Annotated in this window: 19 protein-coding genes and 1 pseudogene; 19 read left to right on the top strand and 1 reads right to left on the bottom strand. The window is 39.9% G+C overall.

Annotated features, from left to right (window positions below):
• The first annotated feature begins 635 nt into the window (after positions 1–635).
• From B5P37_RS04130 to B5P37_RS04075, 12 genes are all read left to right on the top strand, one after another.
• The gene (locus tag B5P37_RS04130) at positions 636–2,126 is read left to right on the top strand and encodes an aldehyde dehydrogenase family protein (protein WP_085237036.1); all 1,491 of its coding nucleotides are present in this window, start codon (positions 636–638) and stop codon (positions 2,124–2,126) included.
• 221 nt (positions 2,127–2,347) lie between these two features.
• On the top strand, positions 2,348–3,355 hold the full coding sequence (locus tag B5P37_RS04125) for a PTS sugar transporter subunit IIC (protein ID WP_085238412.1): 1,008 nt from the start codon (positions 2,348–2,350) through the stop codon (positions 3,353–3,355).
• A 100-nt stretch (positions 3,356–3,455) separates the two neighbouring features.
• Positions 3,456–4,988, top strand: a complete 1,533-nt coding sequence (locus tag B5P37_RS04120; RefSeq protein ID WP_085237035.1) for an SLC13 family permease — start codon at positions 3,456–3,458, stop codon at positions 4,986–4,988.
• A 222-nt stretch (positions 4,989–5,210) separates the two neighbouring features.
• Entirely contained in the window at positions 5,211–6,035 is an 825-nt protein-coding gene (locus B5P37_RS04115) for a formate/nitrite transporter family protein (protein ID WP_085237034.1), read from the top strand.
• A gap of 354 nt (positions 6,036–6,389) precedes the next feature.
• A complete protein-coding gene (locus tag B5P37_RS04110) occupies positions 6,390–6,950 on the top strand; it encodes a GNAT family N-acetyltransferase (protein WP_085237033.1) in 561 nt (186 codons plus the stop codon).
• Between the two features lie 142 nt (positions 6,951–7,092).
• Complete coding sequence (locus tag B5P37_RS04105) at positions 7,093–7,833, top strand: sirohydrochlorin chelatase (RefSeq protein WP_085237032.1); 741 nt, start codon at positions 7,093–7,095, stop codon at positions 7,831–7,833.
• Positions 7,815–8,300, top strand: a complete 486-nt coding sequence (locus tag B5P37_RS04100; protein ID WP_085237031.1) for a precorrin-2 dehydrogenase/sirohydrochlorin ferrochelatase family protein — start codon at positions 7,815–7,817, stop codon at positions 8,298–8,300. The genes B5P37_RS04105 and B5P37_RS04100 overlap by 19 nt, the downstream gene beginning before the upstream one ends.
• Positions 8,269–10,674, top strand: coding sequence for a nitrite reductase large subunit NirB (gene nirB / locus B5P37_RS04095; RefSeq protein ID WP_085237030.1), 2,406 nt, complete (start codon positions 8,269–8,271; stop codon positions 10,672–10,674). Before B5P37_RS04100 ends, nirB begins: the two co-directional genes overlap by 32 nt.
• A 4-nt stretch (positions 10,675–10,678) precedes the next feature.
• Positions 10,679–10,993: a nitrite reductase small subunit NirD gene (gene nirD / locus B5P37_RS04090; protein WP_085237029.1), complete on the top strand. Its 315-nt coding sequence runs from the start codon at positions 10,679–10,681 to the stop codon at positions 10,991–10,993.
• Positions 10,981–11,931, top strand: coding sequence for a uroporphyrinogen-III C-methyltransferase (gene cobA, locus B5P37_RS04085; protein ID WP_085237028.1), 951 nt, complete (start codon positions 10,981–10,983; stop codon positions 11,929–11,931). Before nirD ends, cobA begins: the two co-directional genes overlap by 13 nt.
• Positions 11,932–12,235: 304 nt before the next feature.
• Complete coding sequence (locus B5P37_RS04080) at positions 12,236–14,452, top strand: 5'-nucleotidase C-terminal domain-containing protein (protein ID WP_085237027.1); 2,217 nt, start codon at positions 12,236–12,238, stop codon at positions 14,450–14,452.
• A 239-nt stretch (positions 14,453–14,691) separates the two neighbouring features.
• Positions 14,692–15,930: an IS256 family transposase gene (locus B5P37_RS04075; protein ID WP_420852987.1), complete on the top strand. Its 1,239-nt coding sequence runs from the start codon at positions 14,692–14,694 to the stop codon at positions 15,928–15,930.
• Between the two features lie 62 nt (positions 15,931–15,992).
• Here B5P37_RS04075 and B5P37_RS04065 read toward each other — a convergent pair.
• Positions 15,993–17,609: pseudogene (locus B5P37_RS04065) on the bottom strand (IS1182 family transposase).
• Positions 17,610–18,035: 426 nt separating this feature from the next.
• On the opposite strand from B5P37_RS04065, the gene B5P37_RS04060 reads away from it, so the two are divergent.
• The 7 genes from B5P37_RS04060 to nreC are packed head-to-tail and all read left to right on the top strand — an operon-like array spanning position 18,036 to position 26,671.
• The gene (locus B5P37_RS04060; protein WP_085237023.1) at positions 18,036–21,707 is read left to right on the top strand and encodes a nitrate reductase subunit alpha; all 3,672 of its coding nucleotides are present in this window, start codon (positions 18,036–18,038) and stop codon (positions 21,705–21,707) included.
• Positions 21,697–23,253 (top strand): nitrate reductase subunit beta, encoded by a 1,557-nt coding sequence (gene narH / locus B5P37_RS04055; protein ID WP_085237022.1) that lies wholly within the window; start codon positions 21,697–21,699, stop codon positions 23,251–23,253. Before B5P37_RS04060 ends, narH begins: the two co-directional genes overlap by 11 nt.
• A complete protein-coding gene (locus B5P37_RS04050) occupies positions 23,246–23,821 on the top strand; it encodes a nitrate reductase molybdenum cofactor assembly chaperone (protein ID WP_085237021.1) in 576 nt (191 codons plus the stop codon). Before narH ends, B5P37_RS04050 begins: the two co-directional genes overlap by 8 nt.
• Complete coding sequence (narI, locus tag B5P37_RS04045; RefSeq protein ID WP_085237020.1) at positions 23,814–24,491, top strand: respiratory nitrate reductase subunit gamma; 678 nt, start codon at positions 23,814–23,816, stop codon at positions 24,489–24,491. Before B5P37_RS04050 ends, narI begins: the two co-directional genes overlap by 8 nt.
• A gap of 15 nt (positions 24,492–24,506) precedes the next feature.
• Positions 24,507–24,968, top strand: coding sequence for a nitrate respiration regulation accessory nitrate sensor NreA (nreA, locus tag B5P37_RS04040; RefSeq protein ID WP_085237019.1), 462 nt, complete (start codon positions 24,507–24,509; stop codon positions 24,966–24,968).
• Positions 24,968–26,002, top strand: coding sequence for a sensor histidine kinase (locus tag B5P37_RS04035; protein ID WP_085237018.1), 1,035 nt, complete (start codon positions 24,968–24,970; stop codon positions 26,000–26,002). The genes nreA and B5P37_RS04035 overlap by 1 nt, the downstream gene beginning before the upstream one ends.
• 18 nt (positions 26,003–26,020) lie before the next feature.
• The gene (nreC, locus tag B5P37_RS04030; protein WP_085237017.1) at positions 26,021–26,671 is read left to right on the top strand and encodes a nitrate respiration regulation response regulator NreC; all 651 of its coding nucleotides are present in this window, start codon (positions 26,021–26,023) and stop codon (positions 26,669–26,671) included.
• The last annotated feature ends 237 nt before the right edge of the window (positions 26,672–26,908 follow it).

Here is a 26,908-nt window from a genome sequence, read left to right as displayed (position 1 = left end):
GTTTTGGATATACTTGATGTCGCATCGGGGTTTCAAGTATGTTTGTTTGGATGATTCTTGAACAGTTTCAATCTGTCTTTCAACTGTTCTAATGGTATTATAGCGCGGTGTCATTTTTTATACATCCGACAATGGATGGGACATTTCCTCGGACTTTAGAAGGATAGATTTACAAATCGAAACCTTTCCTATTTACATTCGAAATGGTATCATTTATACTTGTTTTAGATGCTTCACCGATGATCACATTTGATGAAGTTTCTGTAAGGTGATATGAGATAAAGGTTAAAATCTATCATCTGTAACCGAACTTAGGTGTCAGTCATTTTCAAACATGAGTCTTCCATATATTGCTCATGACATAATGTTGAACAGCATGAATTCAATGCGTTCAACTTCTTTTCCCCAGCAGACAAGCCTTCTTTTAGGAGGCTTGTTTTTCTTCTTTGGGGAATTTATGTCTTTCAAAAGTACTTTTTCTAGTTGAGTCAAATTACTTTACCTTTAAAAATAAGGGTCTTATACTATAACTATCAACAAAATTTGTAATTGTACGTACATGACACATTGATTGAAAGAGATGGCACATTGTTGGTATCAATCATGTGTTGTGTGAACTAAAAGGAGGCAATATTATGGGTGTAAATAAGAGAGATTATATTGATGAACAGTATGGTTTGTTTATCAATGGTGAGTTTGTACCGTCAGAAACAGGGGCATATATAGACGTATTTAACCCAGCCAACGGTGAACAATTATCGAAAGTTGCAAAAGCAAGTGTGAATGATGTCGATAAAGCTGTCCAAGCTGCAACGGACGCTTTTCCAGAGTGGAGTCGTCTTTCTAAACATGAACGTGCGAACTTGTTACGCCAAGTGCATGACAAAATTATGGAAAAAAGAGAACATTTTGCATATGTTGAAAGTTTAAATGCAGGGAAAGCACTTCGTGAATCACTCAACATTGATATTCCATATTCAGCAAGACATTATCAATATTTTGCAAGTGTTGTGGATACGGATGAAGGATCAGTCAATAATATGGAAGATCATATTGTGAGTATTGTACAACATGAACCGATTGGTGTTGTAGGGGCAGTCGTTGCTTGGAACTTCCCAATGTTACTCGCAGCATGGAAAATTGCACCGGCGCTTGCAGCGGGTAATACAGTAGTGATTCAACCTTCTTCAACAACACCGCTTAGCTTAATTGAATTAGCTAAAGTGTTCCAAGAAGTGTTACCACCGGGTGTTGTCAACGTTTTAACAGGTAAAGGTTCAGAATCTGGTAACGCCATCTTCAATCATGAAGGTGTCGATAAATTATCATTTACAGGTTCAACGGATGTAGGTTACCAAGTGGCAGAGGCAGGTGCAAAACGTATCGTGCCAGCAACACTTGAACTCGGCGGTAAAAGTGCCAATATCATTTTAGATGATGCAAATCTTGATGTCGCTTTAGAAGGGGCACAACTCGGCATCTTATTTAACCAAGGTGAAGTATGTAGTGCAGGTTCTCGTTTATTAGTACATGAAAAAGTGTACGATGAATTTATGCCACGACTTGTTGAAGCCTTCAAAAAGATTAAAGTCGGGGATCCATTAGACTTAGAAACACAAATGGGTGCGCAAACAGGACAAGCACAAATCGATAAAATCAAAGGCTACGTTGATTATGCAAATGAATCGGATAGTGCGAAAGTGTTAGTAGGCGGTCACCGTAAAACAGAGAATGGTTTAGACAAAGGTTTCTTCTTTGAACCGACAATTATCGAAGTTAATAGTGCAGATGATAAATTAGCACAAGAAGAAATTTTCGGACCTGTTTTAACTGTGATTAAAGTGAAAGATGACCAAGAAGCGATTGACGTTGCCAACAATTCAGAATATGGTTTAGCGGGTGGCGTCTTCTCAACAAATATCAATCGTGCATTGAATATAGCGAAAAACGTTCGTACTGGACGTGTATGGATTAATACGTATAACCAAGTGCCTGAAGGTGCACCATTTGGTGGATATAAAAAATCAGGTATTGGCCGTGAAACGTATAAAGCTGCAATTGAAAATTATCAACAAGTTAAAAATATTTTTATCGATATTAGTAACGAAACAAAAGGTTTATATTAATTTATAGAAACAACTGAGAAGCCTTTTGAGTCAATTCTAAATCCATCAACATTGTACGCTATCGTCATATAGCGAAGGTGTTGATGGGTTTTTTATTTTGCGATGACTTATTATAGATGTTGCCTCAGTTTTGACGGAACATTTTTCATCAGAGAAGGGACACCTATGTTAATATAGGGATAATAAGATTAAATCATCAAGATGGGATGTGTGCAAAAAAAGTGAAAAAATTACTTCATCGTTGGTTTATTGACGGATTAAGTTATATGACGTTTGGATTATTTAGTTCATTAATTATTGGATTGATTATGCAAACGATAGGGCATCAAACGTTATTTCCAAGTTTGCAACTTCAATTTTTGGTTGATGTCGGGAAAGTCGCGCAAAGTTTAACAGGGGCAGCCATTGGTGCGGCAATTGGTTATGGTTTAAAAGCAAATCCGCTCGTCATATTTACATCAGTCATTGTGGGAATGCTCGGTTACGAAACATTTTCTGGTGGTGCGGTAGGCGCCTATTTTGCCGTTTTAATCGCAGTTGAACTGAGCCGTTTTTATGCTTCAAAAACGAAAATTGATATTATCGTCACGCCATTACTCACATTAGTGATTGGAGGCACAGTCGCGAAATTTTTAGGCCCGATATTGAATGAATTAATGATGGAAATCGGTAAAATTATTATGGTTTCCACTGAACAACAACCATTTGTCATGGGGATACTGGTCGCAGTGATTTTTGGTTTGTGTTTAACGGCGCCGATTTCGAGTGCTGCATTAGCGTTAATGCTTGATTTATCAGGTTTGGCTGCAGGTGCCGCAACGATAGGGTGTGCTTGCCAAATGATTGGTTTTGCGGTAACGAGCTATAAAGAAAACGGCATGAGTGGCGTGATTTCTATCGGATTAGGGACGAGTATGTTGCAAGTGCCTAATATTTTAATGAAACCGCTGATTTTAGTTCCACCGACTTTAGCAAGTGCGATTATTGCGCCGATAATGACAACGCTATTTCCTATGACGAATAATGCTGCAGGTGCTGGAATGGGAACGAGCGGTTTGGTCGGACAAATCATGACGTTACATACGATGGGAAGTCAGTTGAATACATGGTTATTGATTATTGCGTTTCATTTTGTTTTACCGGCTATCGTGACATTTATTATTTATCGAATTATGATTAAACGACAGTGGATTCATGTGGGTGATCAGGCTTTACAACTGAACCACTAGTTATTAATTTTTTGTGAAAGTTATAACAAATCCATTATTTTGAAATGCTTTCTTGATACAATAATATTAAATTTACAGATAGAAAAGGGGGAGCTCAAAAATGGCCTCAACAACAGCTTCAAAGAAAAAAGAAGGGACAACGTTTAAACCGATATGGTTGATACTGAGTTTTGTGGCATTAATTGCCGTATTATTAGCACCTACTCCGGCAAGTTTACCTTTCATGGGGAAAGCTGCGTTAGCAATTTTAGCGTTTGCCGTCATTTTGTGGGTGACTGAAGCAGTGTCATATCCAGTTTCGGCAACGATGATTGTTGGTCTTATTATTGTCTTACTCGGTTTTAGTCCGGTTCAAGGTTTATCAAAGGCACTCGGAAATCCAAAGGTCGGCGGTGCCGTATTATCAGGCGCTGATCCATTAGGAACAGGGAATGCTTTGAAATTAGCTTTTAGTGGTTTTTCAACAAGCGCTGTCGCATTGGTTGCCGCTGCATTATTTTTAGCTACTGCGATGCAAGTGACGAATTTACATAAACGTTTAGCGCTTTGGGTGCTATCTCTTGTTGGAAACAAAACGAAACGTATCGTGATTGGTGCGATACTCGTATCGATTATTTTAGCTTTCTTCGTTCCATCTGCAACGGCACGTGCAGGCGCAGTCGTTCCGATTTTATTAGGGATGATTGCTGCATTTGGTGCGGCAAAGGAGAGCAAGTTAGCAGCATTACTGATTATTACTGCTGTTCAAGCGGTCTCTATATGGAATATCGGTATTAAAACCGCTGCCGCACAAAATATCGTGGCGATTAACTTTATTAATGATCAACTCGGACATGATGTGTCATGGGGAGAATGGTTTTTGTATGCAGCACCATGGTCCATAATTATGTCTTTCGTATTGTATTTTGTCATGTTAAAAGTGGTACCACCCGAACAAGACGAAATTGCTGGAGGCACACAACTGGTTCAAAAGCAACTTGCAGAACTCGGTCCGATTAAAGCAAAAGAGTGGCGTTTAATTATTATTTCCGTATTATTACTTTTATTGTGGTCTACTGAAAAAATACTACATCCGATTGATTCGTCTTCTATTACATTATTGGCATTAGCAGTCATGTTGACGCCAAAAATTGGTGTGATGAGTTGGAAAGAAGCAGAAAGCCGTATTCCATGGGGAACAATCATTGTATTCGGTGTAGGGATTTCATTAGGGAATGTGTTGTTGCAAACGCATGCGGCACAATGGTTAAGTGACCAAACATTTGGACTGATGGGCTTAAAAGGTATGCCAATCGTTGCAACAATTGCGTTAATATCATTGTTCAATATTCTCATTCACTTAGGATTTGCAAGTGCGACAAGCCTCGCTTCAGCGTTGATTCCGGTATTTATATCGTTAACTTCAACGTTAAGTTTAGGGGATCATGCGATTGGATTTGTATTAATTCAACAGTTCGTTATCAGCTTTGGTTTCCTTCTCCCGGTGAGTTCGCCACAAAGTATGTTGGCATACGGGACAGATACGTTTACAGTTAAAGATTTCTTGAAAGCGGGTATTCCTATTACAGTCATTGGTTATATTCTTGTTGTCATTATGAGTATGACGTATTGGAAATGGTTAGGATTGCTTTAGATTGATAGAAAAGAACGCACTGTCGTTTACATTCGAGCTATTTGTCACATCTTGTTTGTCTATCATAGGAAGCGTGAGATGATTGGATTGTAGCGCATACTACGTTCATAAATTCACAAATTTTTAAAAAGCGGGGTCCCCATCAGGAGATGTATTGATGTAAAATGTGGGGGAAGTATCATGATAGATTCATCATGTTTAAGATGAAATGGAGGTTGTAGCATGGGGATTCAAAAACCGATTAAATCTGTTTCTGACTCATATGCATCAAGAGAAACGGTGCAAAGTATTATTCATTCTGTTGCAATGAAAGAAGTCATGCTTGATCAAGCGATGCCACGATATTTACTTAAATCAATGATGTCCGGATTTCTGTTAGCCATTGTGACTGTATTTATGCTAGCGATAAAGACGCAAATGGCAGGTGCTTTACCGGGTGTCGTCAATTTGATGGGCGCGATTGCTTTCAGTATTGCTTTAGTCTTCATTGTATTGACACATGCAGAATTGCTGACAAGTAACTTTATGTACTTGACTGTAGGACTTTATTATCGGACGATTTCATTTGGAAAAACGATGTGGTTGTTTACAGTCTGCTTTATCGGTAATATTTTAGGCGCATTTGTGCTTTTTATATTAATGTATTTTACAAAAGTGATGACACCAGAGATGATTAACTATTTGTCAGCGACTGTTGATTCAAAAACGATTGCATCAACATGGCATGCGATTCTAATTAAAGCGATTTTTGCTAACTTTTTTATTAACATCGGTATTTATGTATCAATGCAATATAAAGAAGGTCTTGCAAAAGCTTTCTTTATCGCCAGTGGTGTAATTATTTTCTTTTTCATGGCGTACGAACATGTTGTTTATAACGCGGGCTTGTTTGTTGGCATGTTATTTTACAATTTCGAAGGCATGTCATGGTTACACGTTGTAAAAAATATCGTTTTCGCATTTATTGGGAACTATATTGGTGGCGGCCTTTTCGTCGGTTTAGTATTTGCCTATTTAAATGGCTCACGACGTATCGGACAAAAATAGCAGTCCAAAAAGCTTTAAAATCAACTGTGCGAGATGCGTGAATCGTCATTGTTTTTGGATCAAACACACCGCATTACATTGTTCCAGTGCGCTACAAGATATATTTGATTGAACGTGTGATATGAGGCTTGTTTTCTAAAATCATTTAGGAGACAAGCCTATTTATTATATATACGATGAAAAAATCGCAGCATGTAGATGGGTTTGTCTTATGACATTTCTAAGTCATGTGACGTTGAACGATTGTTTTGTTGTGAATATTCATAAAAGTTGGCATACTTTTTGTGTGAGCGAACAAGCGGTCAGCTTCACGTCATTTTGATAATCTAACAATATAAGAATGGAGGAGATGAGATGTCACAAGTGAATATCAGACTGGCTACGTTAGAGGATGCCCAAAGTTTATATCAATTGATGTATCAAGCCTTTACCCCTTTAAGAGACGTTGGGATTGATTGGCCCTCTGTGCATGCAACAATGGAAATGATAGAAAAAAATATTACCCAACATATGGTGTATATTCTTGAAAAAGAAGGGGTACCCATTTCAACTTTGTCCATCCGTTTTCCATGGGAGCCGAGTCGTCCGGTATCAAAATATCCTTTTGTTTGTTGGTTTGCAACCGATCCAGATGAAGCGGGCAAAGGGTATGGTAATCAATTAATGACGTATGTTGAAAAAACGATTTTACGTGATACGTTAAAGGCACCGGCAGTGGTATTGGGGACGTCAGGACGTAAAATGCGTTGGTTAAAAGAGGTTTATGCACGACGAGGTTATCAATCGTTTTTCACTATGGAAGAAGAGAGTGGTGATTTAGGAGTAATGATGGTGAAAGTGTTAATACCAGAGCGGTACAATCCAAACTTGTTGGCACCGCCGCCATGGGCTTCAGAAAATGAGGCATCATCGTGAGTTCACCTTTAGATTTATAAGAGAGATAGGGAATTCCCTCAAGTTTAAGGAGAGGGGATTCCCTATTTTTCGTTCTTTATGTGAATCGAATCACATTTGAAGCGTGATTTCGTCTAAAATAGAAACAAAGGGGGATGAAGTGATGGAAAAAGTGATACTCATTGTTCACGGTATGCGTAAGGGTGCGTTAAACCAAACATTGACACATTTTGTTACACAGTTGTTCGAAAATGAAGCTGTGGACTATGAGCTCGCATTTTTAGAAAGTGAGACGGTACATTTAGAAGCTGTGATTGATATGCAAGTGAAGGCAGGTGCCACAGTGGTGTACCTGATGCCATTATTGCTGTTTTCAGCGTCGCATTATTATGAGGATATCGTTAACGGCAAACAGATTTGGGAAAAGCGCTATCCACACGTGACATTTCGTTTGGCACAACCGTTGGGGACACATCCAAAAATGATTGATTGGGTTGCACAACAAATCGCGCATCATCAAGAGCAGCTGACGCCAAAGACTTGCGTCATCATTTTGGCACACGGCAGTCATCGATATACGCAACCTGCGCAAGCTTTAGCAATCATGGCACGTCAACTTTCAACACCCGATCGCCCGTGCTATCCATGTATGGTCTACGGCACATATCAATATGAACAAGTTTTAACTGAAATCGCACAACAATGGGATCAATTGTTAATCATACCGTATTTTTTCTATGATGGTTTTTTAGTGCAACGGACACAGCAACGTATTTTATCGCTTGCATTACCTTGTACGTTGACGTTTACTTCAGCGATGAATTTTCATCCTGTATTAAAAGAAGTGATTTTCAGTCGACTTGTCGCGTGCAAAGGAGGGGTGGAATGTACACGGTCCAGTTGAAATTGGCACATAGGAAAGTAGTCATTATCGGAGGCGGTAAAATTGCCTGGAGAAAATTTGAAAAGTTAAAAGATGAGGCAGGCAGTTTAAAAGTGGTGAGCCCTGAGTTTGAGCCAGCTTTTACACGAACGCAGTGGGGAGACCACATTCAATTGATTCAAAAGCGATACGAAACATCTGATATCGCAGACGCTGATCTGATTGTGATTGCGACGAATGATCAAGTGGTGAATCAACACGTACGTGATGCGGCGACATCAAAACAATGGGTCAATCATACAGGGGATCGTACACAATCTGATTTTTATAACAGTTTGGATATTGAACATCAAGGGATTAAAGTGAGTTTAAGTTCTGATGGTCAAGCGATTCATCAAGTAAAAGATTATGCGGCAAAAATTAAAGCGTTTTTGGCTACACTTGAGGAGGATGAGTATGAGCAAAACAAAACTATTAATGGTCGGTAATGGTATGGCAGGTGTACGTACGATAGAAGAAATTTTAGAGCGTGACCCTGAGCGTTTTGAAATTACAATTATTGGTAAAGAACCTTATCCAAATTATAACCGAATTATGTTATCGAATATTTTACAGAATAAGATGACGGTTGAAGAGGCGATTATGAACGATTATGCATGGTATAAAGATCGAGGGATTCGTCTTATTACGGGAGATAAAGTTGTTAAAATCAATCGCGAAGCACGTCAAGTTGAGACGGAAAAAGGGCAAGTGGTCGATTATGATCAAATGATTATCGCAACAGGATCGGATGCATTCATTTTGCCAATTGATGGGTCACGATTAGCAGGTGTCGTAGGCTTTCGAACAATTGATGATACAGAGAAAATGTTAGAAATTGCCAAAACAAAAAAGAAAGCCATCGTCATAGGCGGCGGTTTGCTTGGTTTGGAGTGTGCACGCGGTTTAGTAGAACAAGGTATGAATGTGACAGTCGTGCATCTAGCTGAGTGGTTGATGGAAGTACAACTCGATCGCCGTGCTGGGGAATTGTTGAAACAAGATTTAGAAAAACAAGGGCTACAGTTTGAATTGCAAGCGAATACACAAGAAATCATCGGTGATACAGCTGTAGAAGGTGTTCGTCTGTCGGATGGCCGTGTATTGGAAGCGGATATGGTGGTGATGGCAGTTGGGATTCGCCCAGTCACGAAGGAGGCGCGTGCATCAGGTTTGGAGATTGGACGAGGTATTATTGTCAATGACTTTATGCAAACGAGCGATCCAAACATTTATGCGGTTGGGGAGTGTGCAGAACATCGATCAAAAGTCTATGGACTCGTAGCGCCACTCTATGAACAAGGTAAAATACTCGCAGATCATATTACAGATCAATCGACTGACGGATATCATGGTTCTACGACCTTTACATCATTAAAAGTTTCCGGATGTGATTTGTTCAGTGCAGGGCGCATTGTAGAAAATGATACAGTGCGTGGCATTGAAATGTTTAATGGTGTGGATAACATTTATAAAAAGGTGTTCGTTCAAGATAATAAAATCGTTGGTGCGGTATTATATGGTGATACGGATGAGGGACAACGTTTTTATAATATGATGAAAAAAGGCGAACCGATTGACGACTATACGTTAGTTTCAATTTTGCATAAAGCAGGAGAAGGGGAGACATTGCAGGTTGCTGACATGGATGATAGTGAAACCATTTGTGGTTGTAACGGTATCTCAAAAGGAGTTATTGTATCAGCCATTCACGAACAAGGTTTGACTTCAGTCGCTGATGTGACACGCGTAACGAAAGCCGGGAACTCTTGTGGAAAATGTAAAGTACAAATTGGCGCATTACTAGAACATGCTTTAGGTGATGACTTTGTAGCAAATGCCCCTACAGGAATTTGTGCATGTACTGATTTATCTAGAGATCAAATTGTGACACAAATTCGTGCAAAAGGTTTGAAAACGTCTAAAGAAGTGAGACATGTGCTCGATTTTAAAAACAAAGGGGGCTGTCCTAAATGTCGTCCGGCTATCAATTACTATTTGAATATGGTATACCCGAATGAACATGTGGATGAGAAAGCATCACGCTTTGCGAATGAACGCTATCATGCCAACATTCAAAATGATGGCACATTTTCCGTCATCCCTCAAATGCGTGGCGGTGTGACTGATGCGGATCAACTGATTCGTTTGGGTGAAGTCGCGAAGCAGTATAACGTCCCATTAGTCAAGGTGACCGGTTCGCAACGCATTGGTTTATATGGTGTGAAAAAAGAGGATTTACCAGACATTTGGTCGGCATTAGGGATGCGTTCGGCATCGGCTTATGCGAAAAAGACACGTTCTGTTAAAAGTTGTGTTGGCAAGGAATTTTGTCGTTTTGGCACACAATATACGACGCGTTTAGGCATTCGTTTAGAAGCAACATTTGAATACATTGATACGCCTCATAAATTCAAAATGGGTGTGTCGGGATGTCCGAGAAGTTGTGTCGAATCAGGTGTGAAAGACTTTGGTATTATCGGAGTTGAAAATGGTTTCCAAATTTATGTTGGAGGAAATGGAGGAACGACTGTAGAAATCGGTGAATATTTAACAACCGTTTCTACTGAAGAAGATGTCATTAAGTTATGTGGTGCGTATATGCAATATTATCGCGAAACAGCGCACTATGCAGAGCGTACCGCACCGTGGTTAAGACGTCTTGGATTTGACCAGGTTAAAGCCGTCGTGTTAGACCCTGAAAAACAAGAAGCGCTTTTCGAGCGTATTATGGTCGCTAAAGCCGCTGTTGAACAAGAACCATGGCAAGAGATCGTTGCGGACAAGCACAAGCAAAAAATATTTGAAGTTGAGAAGGTGTAGGACGATGCAACAAGGAAAAGTAAAAGTTGGCAAATTATCGGATTTAGAGCCCCTTATTGGGAAGAAAGTCATAGTAGATGAAACGCCCATCGCGTTGTTTCTCACTGAAGTGGGTGATGTGAAGGCCATTCATAATGTGTGCCCGCATCAACAAGGCCCCCTATCAGAGGGAACGGTGAGTGACCATTTTGTTTTTTGTCCATTGCATGACCAAAAAATTGATTTAAATACAGGTGAAGTTCAAGCACCGGATGAAGGGTGTGTCGCAACTTACCCTGTTGAGGTGGTCGATGGAGAGATTTACCTATGGCTTCCTTAAAGCAAAAGATGGGGAAAGTCTATTTAGTCGGTGCGGGGCCGGGAGATCCGCAATTACTGACTAAAAAAGCTGAACGATGCATTCAACAAGCCGATGTGATTTTATACGATCAACTTGTCAATCCACTCCTCCTTCATTTATCGTCGGTGCATACAGAGTGGATCGATGTGGGAAAAACCCCTTACACACGGACAACACAACAAGAACGCATTAATGCGTTATTAATAGAAAAGGCAACAACAGCGACATATGTTGTCCGTTTAAAAGGCGGGGACCCTTCGATCTTTGGACGTGTCACTGAAGAAGTAGAGACGTTACGGAAACACGGCATTCCATTTGAAATTGTGCCTGGGATCACCGCGGCCAGTGCAGCAATCAGTCAGCTCGGCCGTGGTTTGACCGAAAGAGGGGTGTCGACGAATATCACTTTCACGACAGGTCATTTTAAAAATAATGAAGAAAATGATATCGATATGACGACGATTGCACACGGCGGCACGTTAGCCATTTATATGGGGATTCATCGGTTACCTCAACTGATGACAGCGATTCAACGACATATAGATGGCAATTTACCGGTAGTTGTCATTTTTAATGCATCGCGACCCAATCAACATATCGTCAGTGGAACGGTCACCACAATTATAGAACAAGTACAAGCATTGCCAGAGCGACTTGGCCCAGGGCTAACGATTGTAGGGCAAGTAGTGCGTGATGTTGTTGTCCCTTCACAATCGATCAAAGAATCATTAGATACCGTTTGGATTGAAGGGGAGCGAAATGAAGCGATGATGGTGGCGCTTGAATATGTGGACGCTGGATGGGCCGCAGTTGTGGATGATCGTCGGTTTGGTGAATTACATGTGAGTCAATGTGAGAAGATTGCACGGATGGTGGAAGAAACGACTTTTACACGTAAAGTGACCCTTTCACAGTAATGTTCAAGCCATTGCTAAAATATAGCGGTGCTGTCGTTTTTAAACAGTGTCAATGCGTAACACTTAAAGAGTTGAGGCATGGTATTGATGATGTCTCAGCTCTTTTTTATGAGCTGATTGCGCGTTGATTATGAAACCATGTTTACGATGAATATGGACCATTAGGAAAGGTTTTTTTCAAGTCTTGTTAAAAGTGGAATGACATTAAAAATACGTGTTGTATACGATAACTTAACAAAATTTTAAAACTTTAGCACAGCACTTTATGCTAGGATAAAAGGGAATAGGATTAAGGAGGATTGACATGAAAAGTATAGGGTTTAAAAGTATCATGTTATCGGTCATGTTGGTTGTCGCTGTTATTTTATCGGTACATTTTCCGAGTGTCGCAGCGCATACGACATCGCCTGATACGGTAACACCTTCATCAATGAAAATGACAACTGAAGCATCACCAAGCAACGCGCGCTCAGCACTTAATACGGCAGTCGCTGAACCAGCGATTTCAGCACCTACCGCTATAACAGAAAAGTCTGAGCCAGAGCAATCTAATGTCGATGCAGTCGCTGCGGATGCACAAACATCGACTGAATCAACAGTACCCACTGCATCAAACGAATTAACACTGAACCGTAGTACTGCGACATCATCGCCAGCAAATCCGTCTGTTGCTCGCACATCGCATACGATTTTACATACGAATGATATTCATGGGCGTATGGTGGAAGAACCGGGGCGTGTGATAGGCATGGCAAAATTGAAACCATTAAAGGTCAAAGAAAACGCTGATTTACTGGTTGACGCGGGTGATGCATTTCAAGGTTTACCGTTATCGAATCAATCTAAAGGTGAGGAAATGGCACGCGCAATGAATGCTGTCGGATATGATGCGATGACAGCGGGCAATCATGAGTTTGATTTTGGATATCAGCAACTCAAGAAATTGGAAAGCATGCTTGATTTCCCAATTGTCAGTGCCAACGTTTATAAGGATGGGCAACTTGCTTTTAAGCCTTCCGTCATCGTTGCTAAAAATGGTGTACGCTATGGCATTATTGGGGTGACGACGCCGGAAACACGAACAAAAACGAGTCCTAACGGCATCAAAGGCGTGACATTTGAAGATCCATTAACGAGTGTGACACGTGAGATGAATCGTTTAAATGGAAAAGTGGATGTTTTCGTTGTTTTGTCACATCTTGGTGTAGATCCGACGACGAAAAAAGAATGGCGTGGTGATAATTTAACACAACAGCTCAGTCAAAATTCCAGCGTGCCGCATCCTATTTTTGTGATTGATGGTCACTCTCATACAGTGATTGAACACGGACAAACTTTCAATCAGGATATACTTGCGCAGACTGGGACAGCGTTAGCGAATGTAGGTAAAATCACATTCGAAAAAGTAGGAAATCAAATTCAGCATCCTACTGCGTCATTGATTCATGTTAAAGATTTAGCATCGCTTGAACCTGATAAAGCAGTAAAAGCACAAATTGACAAAGCGAATGAAGCGTTTCTTGCCGCAACATCAGAAGTGATCTTACCAAAGAATACGATTGATTTTCAAGGTGAACGTGATGCGGTAAGAACACGTGAAACGAACTTAGGTAACGCCATTGCGGATGCGATGGAAGCCTACGGACAAAATGGCTTTAGTCGGCCTTCTGATTTTGCAGTGACGAATAGTGGAGGAATTCGTGCTTCTATTACAAAAGGAGCAGTGACACTGAATGATGTAATTACTGTGTTGCCGTTTGGTAATACAATTGCACAAATTTCAGTTAAAGGGACAGATGTATGGAAAGCATTTGAACATAGTTTAAGTGCGCCGACAATGACACAAGGCGGAAAAACGCAACTTTCTGCCAATGGGGGATTATTACAAGTTTCGAAATCGATTAAAGTCTATTTTGATATGCAACGTGAGCCGGGACATCGTATTGAAGCGATTCAAGTGTTGAATAAAAAAACAGGGCAATTTGAAGCGGTCGACTTCGCGCGCACTTATGTTGTAGCGACAAATGATTTCACAGCATCCGGGGGTGACGGTTTCAATATGCTTATCGGACCACGTGAAGAAGGCATTTCTCTTGAACAAGTATTGGCAAATTATTTGAAGACAGCAGATTTATCACAATATGCGACGCTTGAACCTCAACGTCTCATTAACGGGAAGCCGGCAAAAGAAAATACCACAACTGGAAACAAAGTGATAGCTTTCCCAAAATCAAAACAAACAGCAAACATTTCAACGGCGTCAACGCAAATGAAGCAAGCAACGATGGCTGCTACACGATATCCATCAACGTTGCAGACAGCAATGAAGCCGAATGATATAACGGTCAGTACAGCAACAGCCATGTTGGCATCACATGAACAGCATGTCATGATGCAAGACATACAACAACTTCCCAACACGGGTGCTGAAGAAAAAGCACCAATGGCAGGTGGCTTGCTGATGATAGGTGCAGGGCTCATCATTATGCGTCGTCAAAAGCGCCGAACATCATTTAAGTGAATACCATGAAAGGGGCTGGGACACAGACATTCAGTTCCAGGGAATGTAAAATAAACTGTGTAAGTAGAGTGCGTACGGCTCTGCTTCGCAGTTTATTTTTTTATTTTCCTAGCGCGCTAACGCTTGCTAGATCCATAAAAAGTGTTGGTTAAAAAACAAACCAATCACTTTTTACGGATTCTAAGCATAACTCTATGCATAGTGTTAAAATACACTTAAGATACTATGGAGGTAACATGATGGCTCGTAAAAAACGTAATCCTAAATCTGTTGAATTAGCTAATAGAATTATTTCTGAGTATGCTCCCGAAACTGTTGAAGATATGGAAGAGGCGTTAAAGGATATTTTCGGACCCATGTTTGAAGCTATGTTACAAGGTGAAATGAATAATCATCTAGGTTATTCTTCGAATGATAAATCTGACAAATTTACAGAAAATAGACGTAATGGCTATGGAAATAAGACATTAAAAACTTCTAAAGGAGAAGTTGAAATTAATGTACCCAGAGATAGAGATGCTTCATTTGATCCAAAATTAATCAAGAAGCGCCAACGAGATGTTTCGGAAATTGAAGATAAAGTAATTTCTATGTATGCCAAAGGCATGTCTCAACGTGATATTTCATCAACTATAGAAGACATTTATGGATTTTCCGTATCACATGAAATGATTTCTGATATTACAGATGCCGTTATACCTGAGATGGAAGAATGGCAAAGTAGACCTTTAGAAAAGTGTTATACTTTCGTTTTTGTAGACTGTCTGTACACAAAGATTAGAAATGATTATGAAATAAAGGAATACGCAGTTTACACAATACTAGGTTATACAATTGATGGCCGAAAACAAATTCTAGGTTTATGGTTAAATGAAACTGAAAGTAAGCATAAATGGATGCAAATCTTTGATGAAATCAAAGCTAGAGGTGTAGAAGATATTTTCTTTTTATCAATGGATGGTGTATCAGGTTTAGAAGCTGGTGTTAAAGCTATCTTCCCACAAACTATCGTTCAAAGATGTATCGTACACCTAGTCAGAAATTCAATTAAATATGTACCTAGTAAAGATTATAAAGCTTTTACTGCTTCCCTTAAAAAAGTTTATGGAGCAACTTCCTTAAAAGCATGTCATACCGCCTTTGAAGCATTTAAACAACAATGGTCTCAATACCCTGGAGCCGTTGATGTGTGGATCCGAAATTTCGCACATGTAGAACAATTATTCGATTACGGAAGTAATATTAGAAAAATTATGTACACTACAAACGCTGTAGAAAGTATTCATTCTAGTTACCGCAAGGTAACAAAAAAAGGCGCATTCCCTAATGAGCATGCACTCCTAAAACTTCTGTTTATTCGAACTAAAGAACTTGAAAAGAAATGGTCAACTGGCTTCATTCCAAACTGGTCTATGGTTATGAATCAGCTCCTTTTACATGATCAAATTAAGAATAGAGTTATAAAGTATCTTGAATAACTTACACACTTAATTTGACAAACCCCAGTTCCATTAAGAAAAAGCCGTCAAAAATTCATTTTTTAGAATTTGACGGCTTTTTTCTTAATTAGCGAACGAAAACTAGCACTAATTTTGGCCAGTTTTCGTATATTTACTGCCATGAGTGCGATGCCAAGTTCACATTCAACTTTTGATTGAGTGCGAACCGATAATCTTTGGAAACCCAAATTAGCCTTCAGATTTCCAAAAGTTGATTCAACATCTATCTTTCTCTTTTGATAAATGTGTTTTTTCTTTGGATCTGAAAGCTGCTTATTTGTGAAAGCTTTAAAATAGTCCCAAGTTAGATTTTTAAATAAGCTTTTATTTGTGTTGGGGTGAGTACTTTGTTTCATACATTGACTTCGTAATGGACAGCCCACACACTCTTCACATGCATATCATTTAAAATCTCTTTGAATACCGTATCCGTCTCTTCTCTTTCTGTAACTTCGAAAATGTAATGTCTTCTTATTCGGACATATGTAATAATCTTCTATCTCGTTGTATTCCCAGTTAGCAGTAATAAATGGATTGTTTTTATATTTACGCTGCTTCTCTTTGAGATACATACTATAAGTGATCAAAGGTGTTTTCTCAAATTTATCTAGTATCATGGTATAGTTGTATTCACTTCCGTAACCTGCATCTGCCACGATATACTCCGGAATGTCACCATATAATTCTTTCATTTCATTCAAAAACGGCTCCAGTGTTCTCGTATCTCCTGGTTTATTATACACGCCGTAGGCTAGTATAAATTGATTATTTGTTGCTATTTGTAAGTTATAACCTGGTTTTAATTGTCCATTTTTCATGTGGTCATCTTTCATTCTCATAAATGTCGCATCATGATCAGTCTTAGAATAACTTTTTCTGTCGCCATAAATTTCCATTTGTTTGTCATATTTTAATTTACGGTCTTTAAAATCTTGGACGGCTTTCTTACTTTGTCTCACCTTACTTCTTTCTTTTCTAAGGCTTTTTCTTGTTTTTACATCTTGAGTCGTTTCAATTTCAGACGTGAGCGCATCATCTTTAAAACCTAAATGCGTCTCTATTTGATTCAGTTCTTCACTTGTTAATTCATGCCCAGATTCACGCTTGATTTCAGGAATAATCTCTTCAGAAACGAGTTGCTCATATAATGCCGTAGATTTTTCAATGACAGACTGACTAAAACGCTTCGTATTAGCTAGCCATTGGAATGTGTACTTATTCGCATTTGCTTCTATTTTTGTGCCATCAATATAAATGACATCCTCTGTAATGAGTTTATCTTCTAATAATTGTGCTCTTAAACCGACAAATAAAATATGTAGAAATTTCATCATATGGGGGTTCACTCTAAAGCGATTGATTGTTCTATAAGTTGGCGTTTGGCCTTGCGCAAGCCACATCATTCGGCAACTATCTTTTAAAAGGTGTTCGATTCTTCGGCCTGAAAAAACAGAATGAGTATAACCATACAGTATGATTTTTAACATCATTTTGGGGTGGTATGATGAAGGACCTCTTTGGCTATAATATGGATTAAAAGCTTCTTGGGGAATAGATTCTACCAGCTTGTTGATAATGAATACGATATCATTTTCTGGAAAAGACATCTCAGTTTCTATTGGAAGTGTAAGTTGAAACATGTTATAATTTTTGTACATATAAAGCACCCCTGTCTATTATTTTTGTGGTTATTAATAATTATACGGGAAGTGCTTTATTTTTTTAAGTCATATCTAAAAAGAGCTCTGATTAAATGTTTTTTGACATCTAATCAGAGCTTTTTTAACAAACTAGGGGGGATTATGTCCCACCCCCTTTTTCGTGATGATACATAATATCGATGTAAAGTAATGAAACGAGATGACCGTTTTCGCCATGTTTATAAAAGTTGTATCCCTTTCCTTTTTCGTCATCGTGTGTATGCCTCAATCCACTTGATACGACATATGCGATGACGATGAATAGGCGTCACGCACTTAGGGATTCCTATGTATGATTTAGGTATTTCCCTAATATCAACATCATGTGAATAAATGTACAATCAAAGTAAGTAGGTGTGCCAATGTGTGAGAAGGAGGAGAATTATGGCTAAATTTGGAATGCAATTTTTTAAACCGACTGAAAAGTTTAATGGGAATTGGTCAGTATTAGAACATAAAAGCCGTGAATGGGAGAAAATGTATCGAGAACGGTGGAGCCACGATAAAGTTGTACGAACAACACATGGTGTAAACTGTACCGGATCTTGTTCTTGGAAAGTATTTGTAAAAAATGGTGTCATCACATGGGAAAATCAACAAATTGATTATCCAAGTTGTGGACCGGATATGCCGGAATTTGAACCACGTGGCTGCCCTCGTGGCGCGTCATTTTCTTGGTATGAATACAGTCCGTTACGTATTAAATATCCATATGTAAGAGGCAAACTTTGGGATTTGTGGACAGCAGCGTTAGAGGAATATCAAGATCCAATCAAAGCATGGGCGTCCATTGTAGAAGATGAAGAAAAAGCAAAAATATACAAATCAGCACGTGGTAAAGGCGGACATGTACGAACGAATTGGAAAGATGTTTCACAACTCATCGCTGCACAATTGATTTATACGATTAAAAAAGATGGTCCAGACCGCATTGCTGGGTTTACACCTATTCCAGCAATGTCGATGATTAGTTACGCTGCAGGCGCACGTTTTATCTCGTTACTCGGTGGTGAAATGTTAAGCTTTTATGATTGGTATGCCGATTTACCACCAGCTTCTCCACAGATTTGGGGAGAGCAGACAGACGTGCCAGAATCTAGCGATTGGTACAATGCCGCTTACATTATGATGTGGGGTTCAAACGTGCCTTTAACGAGAACACCAGATGCGCATTTCATGACTGAAGTCCGTTATAAAGGGACAAAGGTCGTATCCATTGCCCCAGATTATGCTGAAAATGTCAAGTTTGCTGACAATTGGTTAGCACCGAATCCTGGAACCGATGCGGCTGTTGCGCAAGCGATGACACATGTCATTTTACAAAAGTATTATCAAGACGAACCTTCTGAAATGTTTATCAACTATGCGAAACAATATTCGGATATGCCGTTTGTATTGTGTCTCGACCAAGATGAGAATGGTTACAAAGCTGGCCGTTTCTTACGCGCGAGTGATTTGGGACAAGCTTCTGAAAATAGTGAATGGAAACCTATGATTATTGATCGACGCACAGACACGTTACAAGTACCGAATGGCACAATGGGTCAACGCTGGGAAGAAGGAAAGCAATGGAATCTCAAATTAGAAAATGAATCAGGAGAAGTCATTGATCCAGCGATGTCTGTGATTGACGGTGACTATGAACTGGTGACCATGCAATTTCCATATTTTGATAACGCAGGCAATGGCGTATTTAAACGCGTTATCCCAGCACGTCGCGTTGCACTCGCAAATGGTGAGACGACTTATGTGGCAACAGTGTTTGACCTCATGATGAGTCAATATGGCGTGAAACGTTTTAATCATGAAACAGAAGCCCAAAGTTTTGACGATGCGACATCATTCTATACACCGGCATGGCAAGAAAAAATCACAGGGGTTAAAGCTTCTGTGGTCACACAGGTGGCACAAGAATTTGCACAAAATGCCATCGATACGGGTGGGCGTTCTATGATTATTATGGGCGCGGGTATCAATCATTGGTTCAACTCAGATACGATTTACCGTTCAATTCTTAACCTGGTGATTTTATGCGGTTGTCAAGGCGTCAATGGTGGCGGTTGGGCACACTATGTGGGTCAAGAGAAATGCCGCCCTATTGAAGGTTGGAGTACGATTGCTTTTGCGAAAGATTGGCAAGGACCGCCTCGCCTACAAAATGGCACGAGCTGGTTCTATTTTGCAACAGACCAATGGAAATATGAAGAATCAGGTGTGGATCGTTTAGCTTCACCGTTAGCTGAGAATATTAAGTTACAACATCCGGCTGATTATAACGTATTGGCTGCACGAAATGGCTGGTTACCTTCTTATCCGCAATTTGATCGAAACAGTTTACTGTGGGGAGAAGAAGCGAAAGATGCAGGAGAATTTACGAATGAAGCGATTTTAAAACGTGCCATCGATGATGTGAAATCGAGACGCACACGCTTTGCAGTAGAAAATCCAGGATTGCGAAAAAATCATCCGAAATCATTATTTGTATGGCGATCTAATTTGATTTCAAGTTCAGCTAAGGGTCAAGAATACTTCATGAAACATTTACTGGGAACTAAATCTGCGTTAATGGCCGAACCCAATGAAACTGATAAACCATCTGAAATTGAGTGGAGTGAAGAAACGGTCGGTAAATTAGACTTACTGGTTTCATTAGATTTCCGTATGACTGCGACACCACTCTATTCAGATATCGTCCTACCGGCTGCGACTTGGTATGAAAAGCATGATATTTCTTCGACAGATATGCATCCATTTATTCACCCATTTAATCCAGCGATTGACCCATTATGGGAATCACGTTCGGATTGGGATATTTTCAAAACATTGAGCCGTACGTTTTCTGAAATGGCCAGTGTTCATTTGACAGGCACATATAAAGACGTTGTGACGGCACCACTGGCACATGACTCAAAACAAGAAATTTCGATTGCTTATGGACAAGTGAAGGATTGGACGAAAGGAGAAATCGAAGCAATACCGGGTCAAACTATGCCGGCATTTGCAGTGGTTGACCGGACGTATACAGACATCTATGACAAATTCATTTCGGTGGGTCCATTACTAGAAAATGGAAAAGTTGGTGCACATGGGGTTAATTTCTCTGTTAAAGCACAATACGATGAACTGCGTAGTATGGTAGGAACATGGGAAGATGACACTGTTAAAAATAATAAACCACGAATCGATACGGCACGAAAAGTGGCTGATGTGATTTTAAATGTGTCTTCTGCAACGAATGGTCGAGTATCACAAAAGTCTTACGAAGATTTAGAAGCGCAAACGGGGATGCCACTCAAAGATATTTCGGCTGAACGGGCGTCTGAAAAAATTTCGTTTTTAAATATTACATCTCAGCCGCGTGAAGTCATTCCGACAGCCGTATTTCCAGGTTCGAACAAACAAGGAAGACGGTATTCACCATTTACAACGAACATTGAACGTCTCGTACCGTTCAGAACATTAACTGGGCGTCAAAGTTTTTACATTGACCATGAAGTGTTCCAACAGTTCGGCGAAGCCCTTCCTGTGTATAAGCCGACACTCCCACCTATGGTCTTTGGCACACAAGATAAACCTGTTAAAGGGGGCGTCGATACATTGGTATTGCGTTATTTGACGCCACATGGAAAATGGAATATCCATTCGATGTATCAAGATAATCAACATATGTTGACGCTATTCCGTGGTGGACCGACAGTTTGGATTTCAAATGAAGATGCTGCAGCACATGACATTAAAGATAATGATTGGTTAGAAGTGTATAACCGTAACGGTGTCGTTACTGCACGTGCAGTCGTGTCACACCGTATGCCACGTGGCACGATGTTCATGTATCACGCACAAGATAAACATATTGAGACACCTGGCTCTGATATTTCAGGAACACGTGGGGGCTCACATAATGCGCCGACACGTATTCACTTAAAGCCGACACAATTAATGGGAGGCTATGCACAAATCAGTTATTCCTTTAATTACTACGGTCCGATTGGAAACCAACGTGATGTTTATGTTGCAGTAAGAAAGATGAAAGAGGTGGACTGGCTTGAAGATTAAAGCACAAGTTGCAATGGTATTAAACTTAGATAAATGTATCGGCTGTCATACGTGTAGTGTGACATGTAAAAGCACTTGGACCAATCGACCTGGTGCAGAGTATATGTGGTTCAATAATGTTGAGACGAAACCGGGTGTCGGTTATCCCAAAAAATGGGAAGATCAAGAGCGCTATAAAGGGGGATGGACGCTTAACAAAAAAGGAAAGTTAGAGCTAAAATCAGGAACGCGTTTAAATAAAATTGCATTAGGTAAAATTTTCTATAATCCAGATATGCCAGTCATCAAAGATTATTACGAGCCTTGGACATATAACTACCAACATTTAACAACGGCTAAACCGAGTCAACATACGCCAGTAGCGACCGCGCATTCAGTGATGACTGGTGCACGGATGCCTCTAGAGTGGGGACCAAACTGGGAAGATGACTTAGCAGGGGGACATGTAACGGGGCCACAAGATCCTAACATTCAAAAAATTGAAGAAGAGATTAAATTTAACTTCGATCAAACGTTTATGATGTACTTGCCACGCTTATGCGAACATTGTCTCAATCCGAGCTGTGTGGCGTCATGTCCTTCGGGTGCGATGTACAAACGTGATGAAGATGGCATTGTCCTTGTTGATCAGGAAGCGTGTCGTGGATGGCGTTATTGTATGACGGGGTGCCCTTATAAAAAAGTTTATTTCAACTGGAAAACGAATAAAGCAGAAAAATGTACGTTCTGTTTTCCACGTGTAGAAGCGGGGATTCCAACAGTTTGTTCTGAAACATGTACGGGTCGCATGCGTTATTTAGGTGTACTTTTATATGATGCGGATCGTGTGCAAGAGGCGGCATCTGCTGAAAACGAGCAAGATCTTTATGAAAAGCAACTGGACTTGTTCTTGAATCCTTATGATGAAGCGGTGATTGAACAAGCGGAGAAAGATGGTATTTCACAAGAATGGATTGAAGCCGCACAAAATTCACCGATATACAAACTTGCCATTGAATATCGATTAGCGTTTCCACTTCATCCGGAGTATCGTACGATGCCAATGGTTTGGTACTGTCCACCACTCAGTCCAATCATGAACTATTTTGAAGGTCAAAATGCAGGTCAGAATCCAGATGCGATTTTCCCTGCAATTGAGGAGATGCGTTTACCTGTTCAATATTTAGCTGAGCTATTCACGGCAGGAGATACAGTTGCGGTGAAAGGGGCGTTACAACGGATGGCAATGATGAGAAGTTATATGCGTGCACAAACGACGGGCCGTGATTTTGATATGTCTCGTTTAGCACGTGTCGGTTTAACTGAAAGACAAGCGAAAGAGATGTATCGCTTATTAGCAATTGCCAAATATGAAGACCGCTTCGTCATTCCGACTTCCCATAAAGAACAGTATATGGATACCTATACCGCACAAGGAAGCCAAGGATTTGGTGGTGAACATTTCGGTGCGAATTGTGAGGGGTGTGGTACACCGGTAAGTACAGGAGGGAAAACAGGTCAAGACATCTATAACGAACGGTTCTATGGAGGGATTTTCCGTGATTGATCTTAATGTGTTGAAGACGTATAAAGATACATTCGGTTACATGAGCCAACAGTTAAGTTTTCCAGAAAAATTGACGTTCCATCCTAAAATTTTCGAAGAGATTTTTGACGGTGCGCATCCCGCGTATCCGCATGTCAAAGCCTATCGAGAAGCGATGTATGAAAAAAGCTTATCAGAAATTCAAGCTTTGTATACAGATACCTTTGATTTTAATGAAAAGACGACTTTGTATATGACATTCAATCAATTTGATACACAAAAAGAACGAGGGCAGATGTTAGCCAAACTCAAAGTATTGTATGAAATGTTTGGGTTAGAAATGCCTGCTTCCGAACTGTCCGACTATTTGCCGTTGATGCTTGAATTTTTATATGTCGCACATTTCGAAGGGGACAAACGTGCACAAGAAAGTGTGCAATTGCTTATCATGATTATTGAAGATGGGACATATATAATGATGAAAACGCTTGAAAAACAAGAAAATCCATACGTCCATTTAATTCGTGGATTAAGAGAGGCATTAAAGCGTTGTATTGTACAGGATAAAGAGGTGACACATCATGTTTAATCAATTTTTATGGGTGATATTTCCTTACCTCTGTCTTGCAGTATTTTTGATTGGTCATATTGCACGTTATCGTTTTGACCAATTTTCGTGGACTGCAAAATCGAGTGAATTTATTGAGAAGAAGCAATTAAAGTGGGGAAGTTTATTATTTCATCTAGGGATCATTCCAGTGTTTTTAGGTCATGTCGTTGGATTGTTGATTCCAGCACATTGGTTAGCGGCGATGGGGATCAATAATCATATTTACCACATCGGTGCAGTGTATATCGGGAGCGTATTTGGTATAATCACATTGATAGGGATGTTCTTATTGACGGCTCGACGTGTTACAAAACAAAATGTCCGTCGCTTGAGTTCAGCTTCAGATATTTTTGTAAACTTCCTCTTACTGCTCATCGTTTTTGTAGGATGTTATTCGACATTAGTTACGAATGTGACGACACCAGAATTTGATTACCGTCAAACCATCTCGATTTGGTTTAGAGGACTGTTTGCGCTAAGACCTGATGCACAATTAATGGCAGACGTGCCACTGACGTTTCAGCTGCATATTCTTTTAGGTTTTACGATTATGGCATGTTGGCCGTTTACACGTCTTGTACACGTGTGGAGTGTGCCAGTGACCTATGCGAGTCGGAGTTATATTATTTATCGCAAACATAAAATTTAATGGAGAGTGATGACCGTGAACCCGATTGATTTTTCTCAACATGATTATCAAGACGAGATAGAGAAAATACGTCACGAATACCAGTTTGATTTTGCAGGTATTGCTTTGCCATCAGAGGATCATGCGGAAACTAAAATCAAGTGGCGTTACGTGTCAGGTAATTTGAATGAACGGTATCGACGTATTGTATTACGGAATGGGCATGGCATTGCAGGCAATGTGATGAAAACAGGTAAGCCGATGATGATTGAAAACACGACGGAATATGATTTTCAAAATGCGTTATTCAATTACCCTATTTTGATGAGTGAACAGTTAACGGCACTCATCGCAATCCCGCTTTGGCATCATCATCGTGTCAAAGGGGTGTTGCTTTTAGGTCAGCGACATCACAAACCGCTACCACAAATTGCCCAAAATATTTCGTCGATTAAAGGGATAGGGAGTTTAACGAGTGAAGATAAGGTGATGCAATAATGCCACAGGAGACAACAGATTTAGTGGATTTTTTACAATCTTATTACCATCAAACATCAGAAATGATTATATTTATTGATGCACAGGGAAAAGTCATCGATATGAATACTGCCGCGAGACGTGTGATCTCATCAGATAACGATATGAGCGGGATTTCAACGACAATATGTGGGCGGTGTGAAGGCTATACGAATGAGCATGCGCTACGAACGTGCCAAAATTGTTTTCTTCATGCACAAGACATTGGAGATACGACATTCCAAGTATTTATGAAAACGACAAATAATAAAGTTGAACCTTTTACCGCCACATATCAAACCATTGATGAAACGCGTCAGATTAAAGTGTTTACTTTACAAAATGTGACGGCGCAATTAGAAAGACAAGAAAAACTGTATCAACGCAATATGATACAAAAAACGATTGCAGCACAAGAAAATGAGCGGAAACGAATTTCTAGAGAACTGCACGATGGTGTTGTGCAAGAATTGATGAACGTCAATGTGGAGATGCGTCTTTTGAAGTATCAAAAAGATACGGAGGTTTTATTGTCAAGTGCGAAACATATTGAAGGATTAATGGCAAAGTTAATTGATGATCTACGCAATTTGTCCTCTGAACTTCGTCCTTCTTCTTTAGATGATTTAGGGTTAGACGCTGCATTTAAAACGTACTTTAAACAAATTGAAAATAATTATGGTTTGGCGATTAACTATCACTTTGACATTGATGCTGAACGATTTGACAGTGAAATAGAAACGGTCGTTTACCGCGTCGTACAAGAAGCTGTGTTTAACGCGATGAAGTATGCGGGTGTCGATGATGTCGATGTGATTATTCGGAAAGATGACCAGTACCTCTATGCGGAAGTTTCAGATCAAGGGAGAGGATTTGAACCGAGTGATTCACCGAAAGGATCAGGTTTAGGGCTTTATGGGATGTATGAGCGCGCTGAACTGGTCAACGGTCATCTCAATATTGAAACGCAAAAAGGAAAGGGCACCATTGTATCGCTGGAAGTACCAATTAGCTAAAAGTGAGGGGAATGTAGTATGAGAATCGTTATTGCTGATGATCATGCGGTTGTACGCACAGGTTTCTCTATGATATTAAACTTTCAAGAGGATATGGAGGTCGTAGGAACAGCAGCAGATGGGGTTGAGGCTTACCAAAAAGTGATGGCGCATGCCCCTGATGTATTAATCATGGATTTGAGCATGCCCCCTGGTGAATCGGGATTGATTGCGACAAGTAAAATTTTAGACAGTTTTCCCAATACGAAAATTCTTATATTAACCATGTATGATGATGAAGAGTATTTATTCCATGTGCTTAGAAGTGGGGCAAGTGGTTATATTTTGAAAAATGCGCCAGATGAGCAGTTGCTATTAGCCATTCGTACCGTGTATCGAGGTGAAACGTATATCGATCCAAAGATGACGACGTCTTTAGTTAAGGAATTTGTGAATGCTTCCAATGATGGAGAATATTCGAATGATCCTTTTAAAATATTATCGAAGCGGGAATTGGAGATTTTACCATTGATCGCCAAAGGATATGGGAACAAGGATATCGCTGAAAAGCTCTTTGTTTCTGTGAAAACAGTGGAAGCACATAAAACGCGGATTATGGATAAATTAAATTTGAAGTCGAAGCCGGAATTAGTAGAGTATGCGCTGAAGAAAAAATTACTAGATTTTTAAGTGTGGTGACAGGCATGATGCCTGTTATCGCACTTTTATTAATTTAATATCGAATTGACAAATTGTACCGTTAAATGAGGTCGCGAAAACGATTGGATGTCCGTGGCTGTTAGGGGGATATTCCGCGCAAGAATAGGGTAAATCCTTATGTTATAAAATTCACAATAACGGTAAACTGGAGTTGAAATTACAAGACATACCTGAGTTGCACACTCGAAAAGTGTCGATATGGTGTAT

It is taken from the genome of Staphylococcus lutrae, assembly GCF_002101335.1.
GTDB lineage: Bacteria > Bacillota > Bacilli > Staphylococcales > Staphylococcaceae > Staphylococcus > Staphylococcus lutrae.
The sequence above is the reverse complement of the archived record's forward strand: the minus strand, read 5'-3'. Positions and strand labels throughout refer to the sequence as shown.

Coding starts and splice junctions, on each gene's coding strand:
- B5P37_RS04130 (WP_085237036.1), top strand. CDS start 636: ATGGGTGTAAATAAGAGAGATTATATTGATGAACAGTATGGTTTGTTT.
- B5P37_RS04120 (WP_085237035.1), top strand. CDS start 3,456: ATGGCCTCAACAACAGCTTCAAAGAAAAAAGAAGGGACAACGTTTAAA.
- B5P37_RS04115 (WP_085237034.1), top strand. CDS start 5,211: ATGGGGATTCAAAAACCGATTAAATCTGTTTCTGACTCATATGCATCA.
- B5P37_RS04110 (WP_085237033.1), top strand. CDS start 6,390: ATGTCACAAGTGAATATCAGACTGGCTACGTTAGAGGATGCCCAAAGT.
- B5P37_RS04105 (WP_085237032.1), top strand. CDS start 7,093: ATGGAAAAAGTGATACTCATTGTTCACGGTATGCGTAAGGGTGCGTTA.
- B5P37_RS04100 (WP_085237031.1), top strand. CDS start 7,815: ATGTACACGGTCCAGTTGAAATTGGCACATAGGAAAGTAGTCATTATC.
- nirB (WP_085237030.1), top strand. CDS start 8,269: ATGAGCAAAACAAAACTATTAATGGTCGGTAATGGTATGGCAGGTGTA.
- nirD (WP_085237029.1), top strand. CDS start 10,679: ATGCAACAAGGAAAAGTAAAAGTTGGCAAATTATCGGATTTAGAGCCC.
- cobA (WP_085237028.1), top strand. CDS start 10,981: ATGGCTTCCTTAAAGCAAAAGATGGGGAAAGTCTATTTAGTCGGTGCG.
- B5P37_RS04080 (WP_085237027.1), top strand. CDS start 12,236: ATGAAAAGTATAGGGTTTAAAAGTATCATGTTATCGGTCATGTTGGTT.
- B5P37_RS04075 (WP_420852987.1), top strand. CDS start 14,692: ATGGCTCGTAAAAAACGTAATCCTAAATCTGTTGAATTAGCTAATAGA.
- B5P37_RS04060 (WP_085237023.1), top strand. CDS start 18,036: ATGGCTAAATTTGGAATGCAATTTTTTAAACCGACTGAAAAGTTTAAT.
- narI (WP_085237020.1), top strand. CDS start 23,814: ATGTTTAATCAATTTTTATGGGTGATATTTCCTTACCTCTGTCTTGCA.
- B5P37_RS04035 (WP_085237018.1), top strand. CDS start 24,968: ATGCCACAGGAGACAACAGATTTAGTGGATTTTTTACAATCTTATTAC.
- nreC (WP_085237017.1), top strand. CDS start 26,021: ATGAGAATCGTTATTGCTGATGATCATGCGGTTGTACGCACAGGTTTC.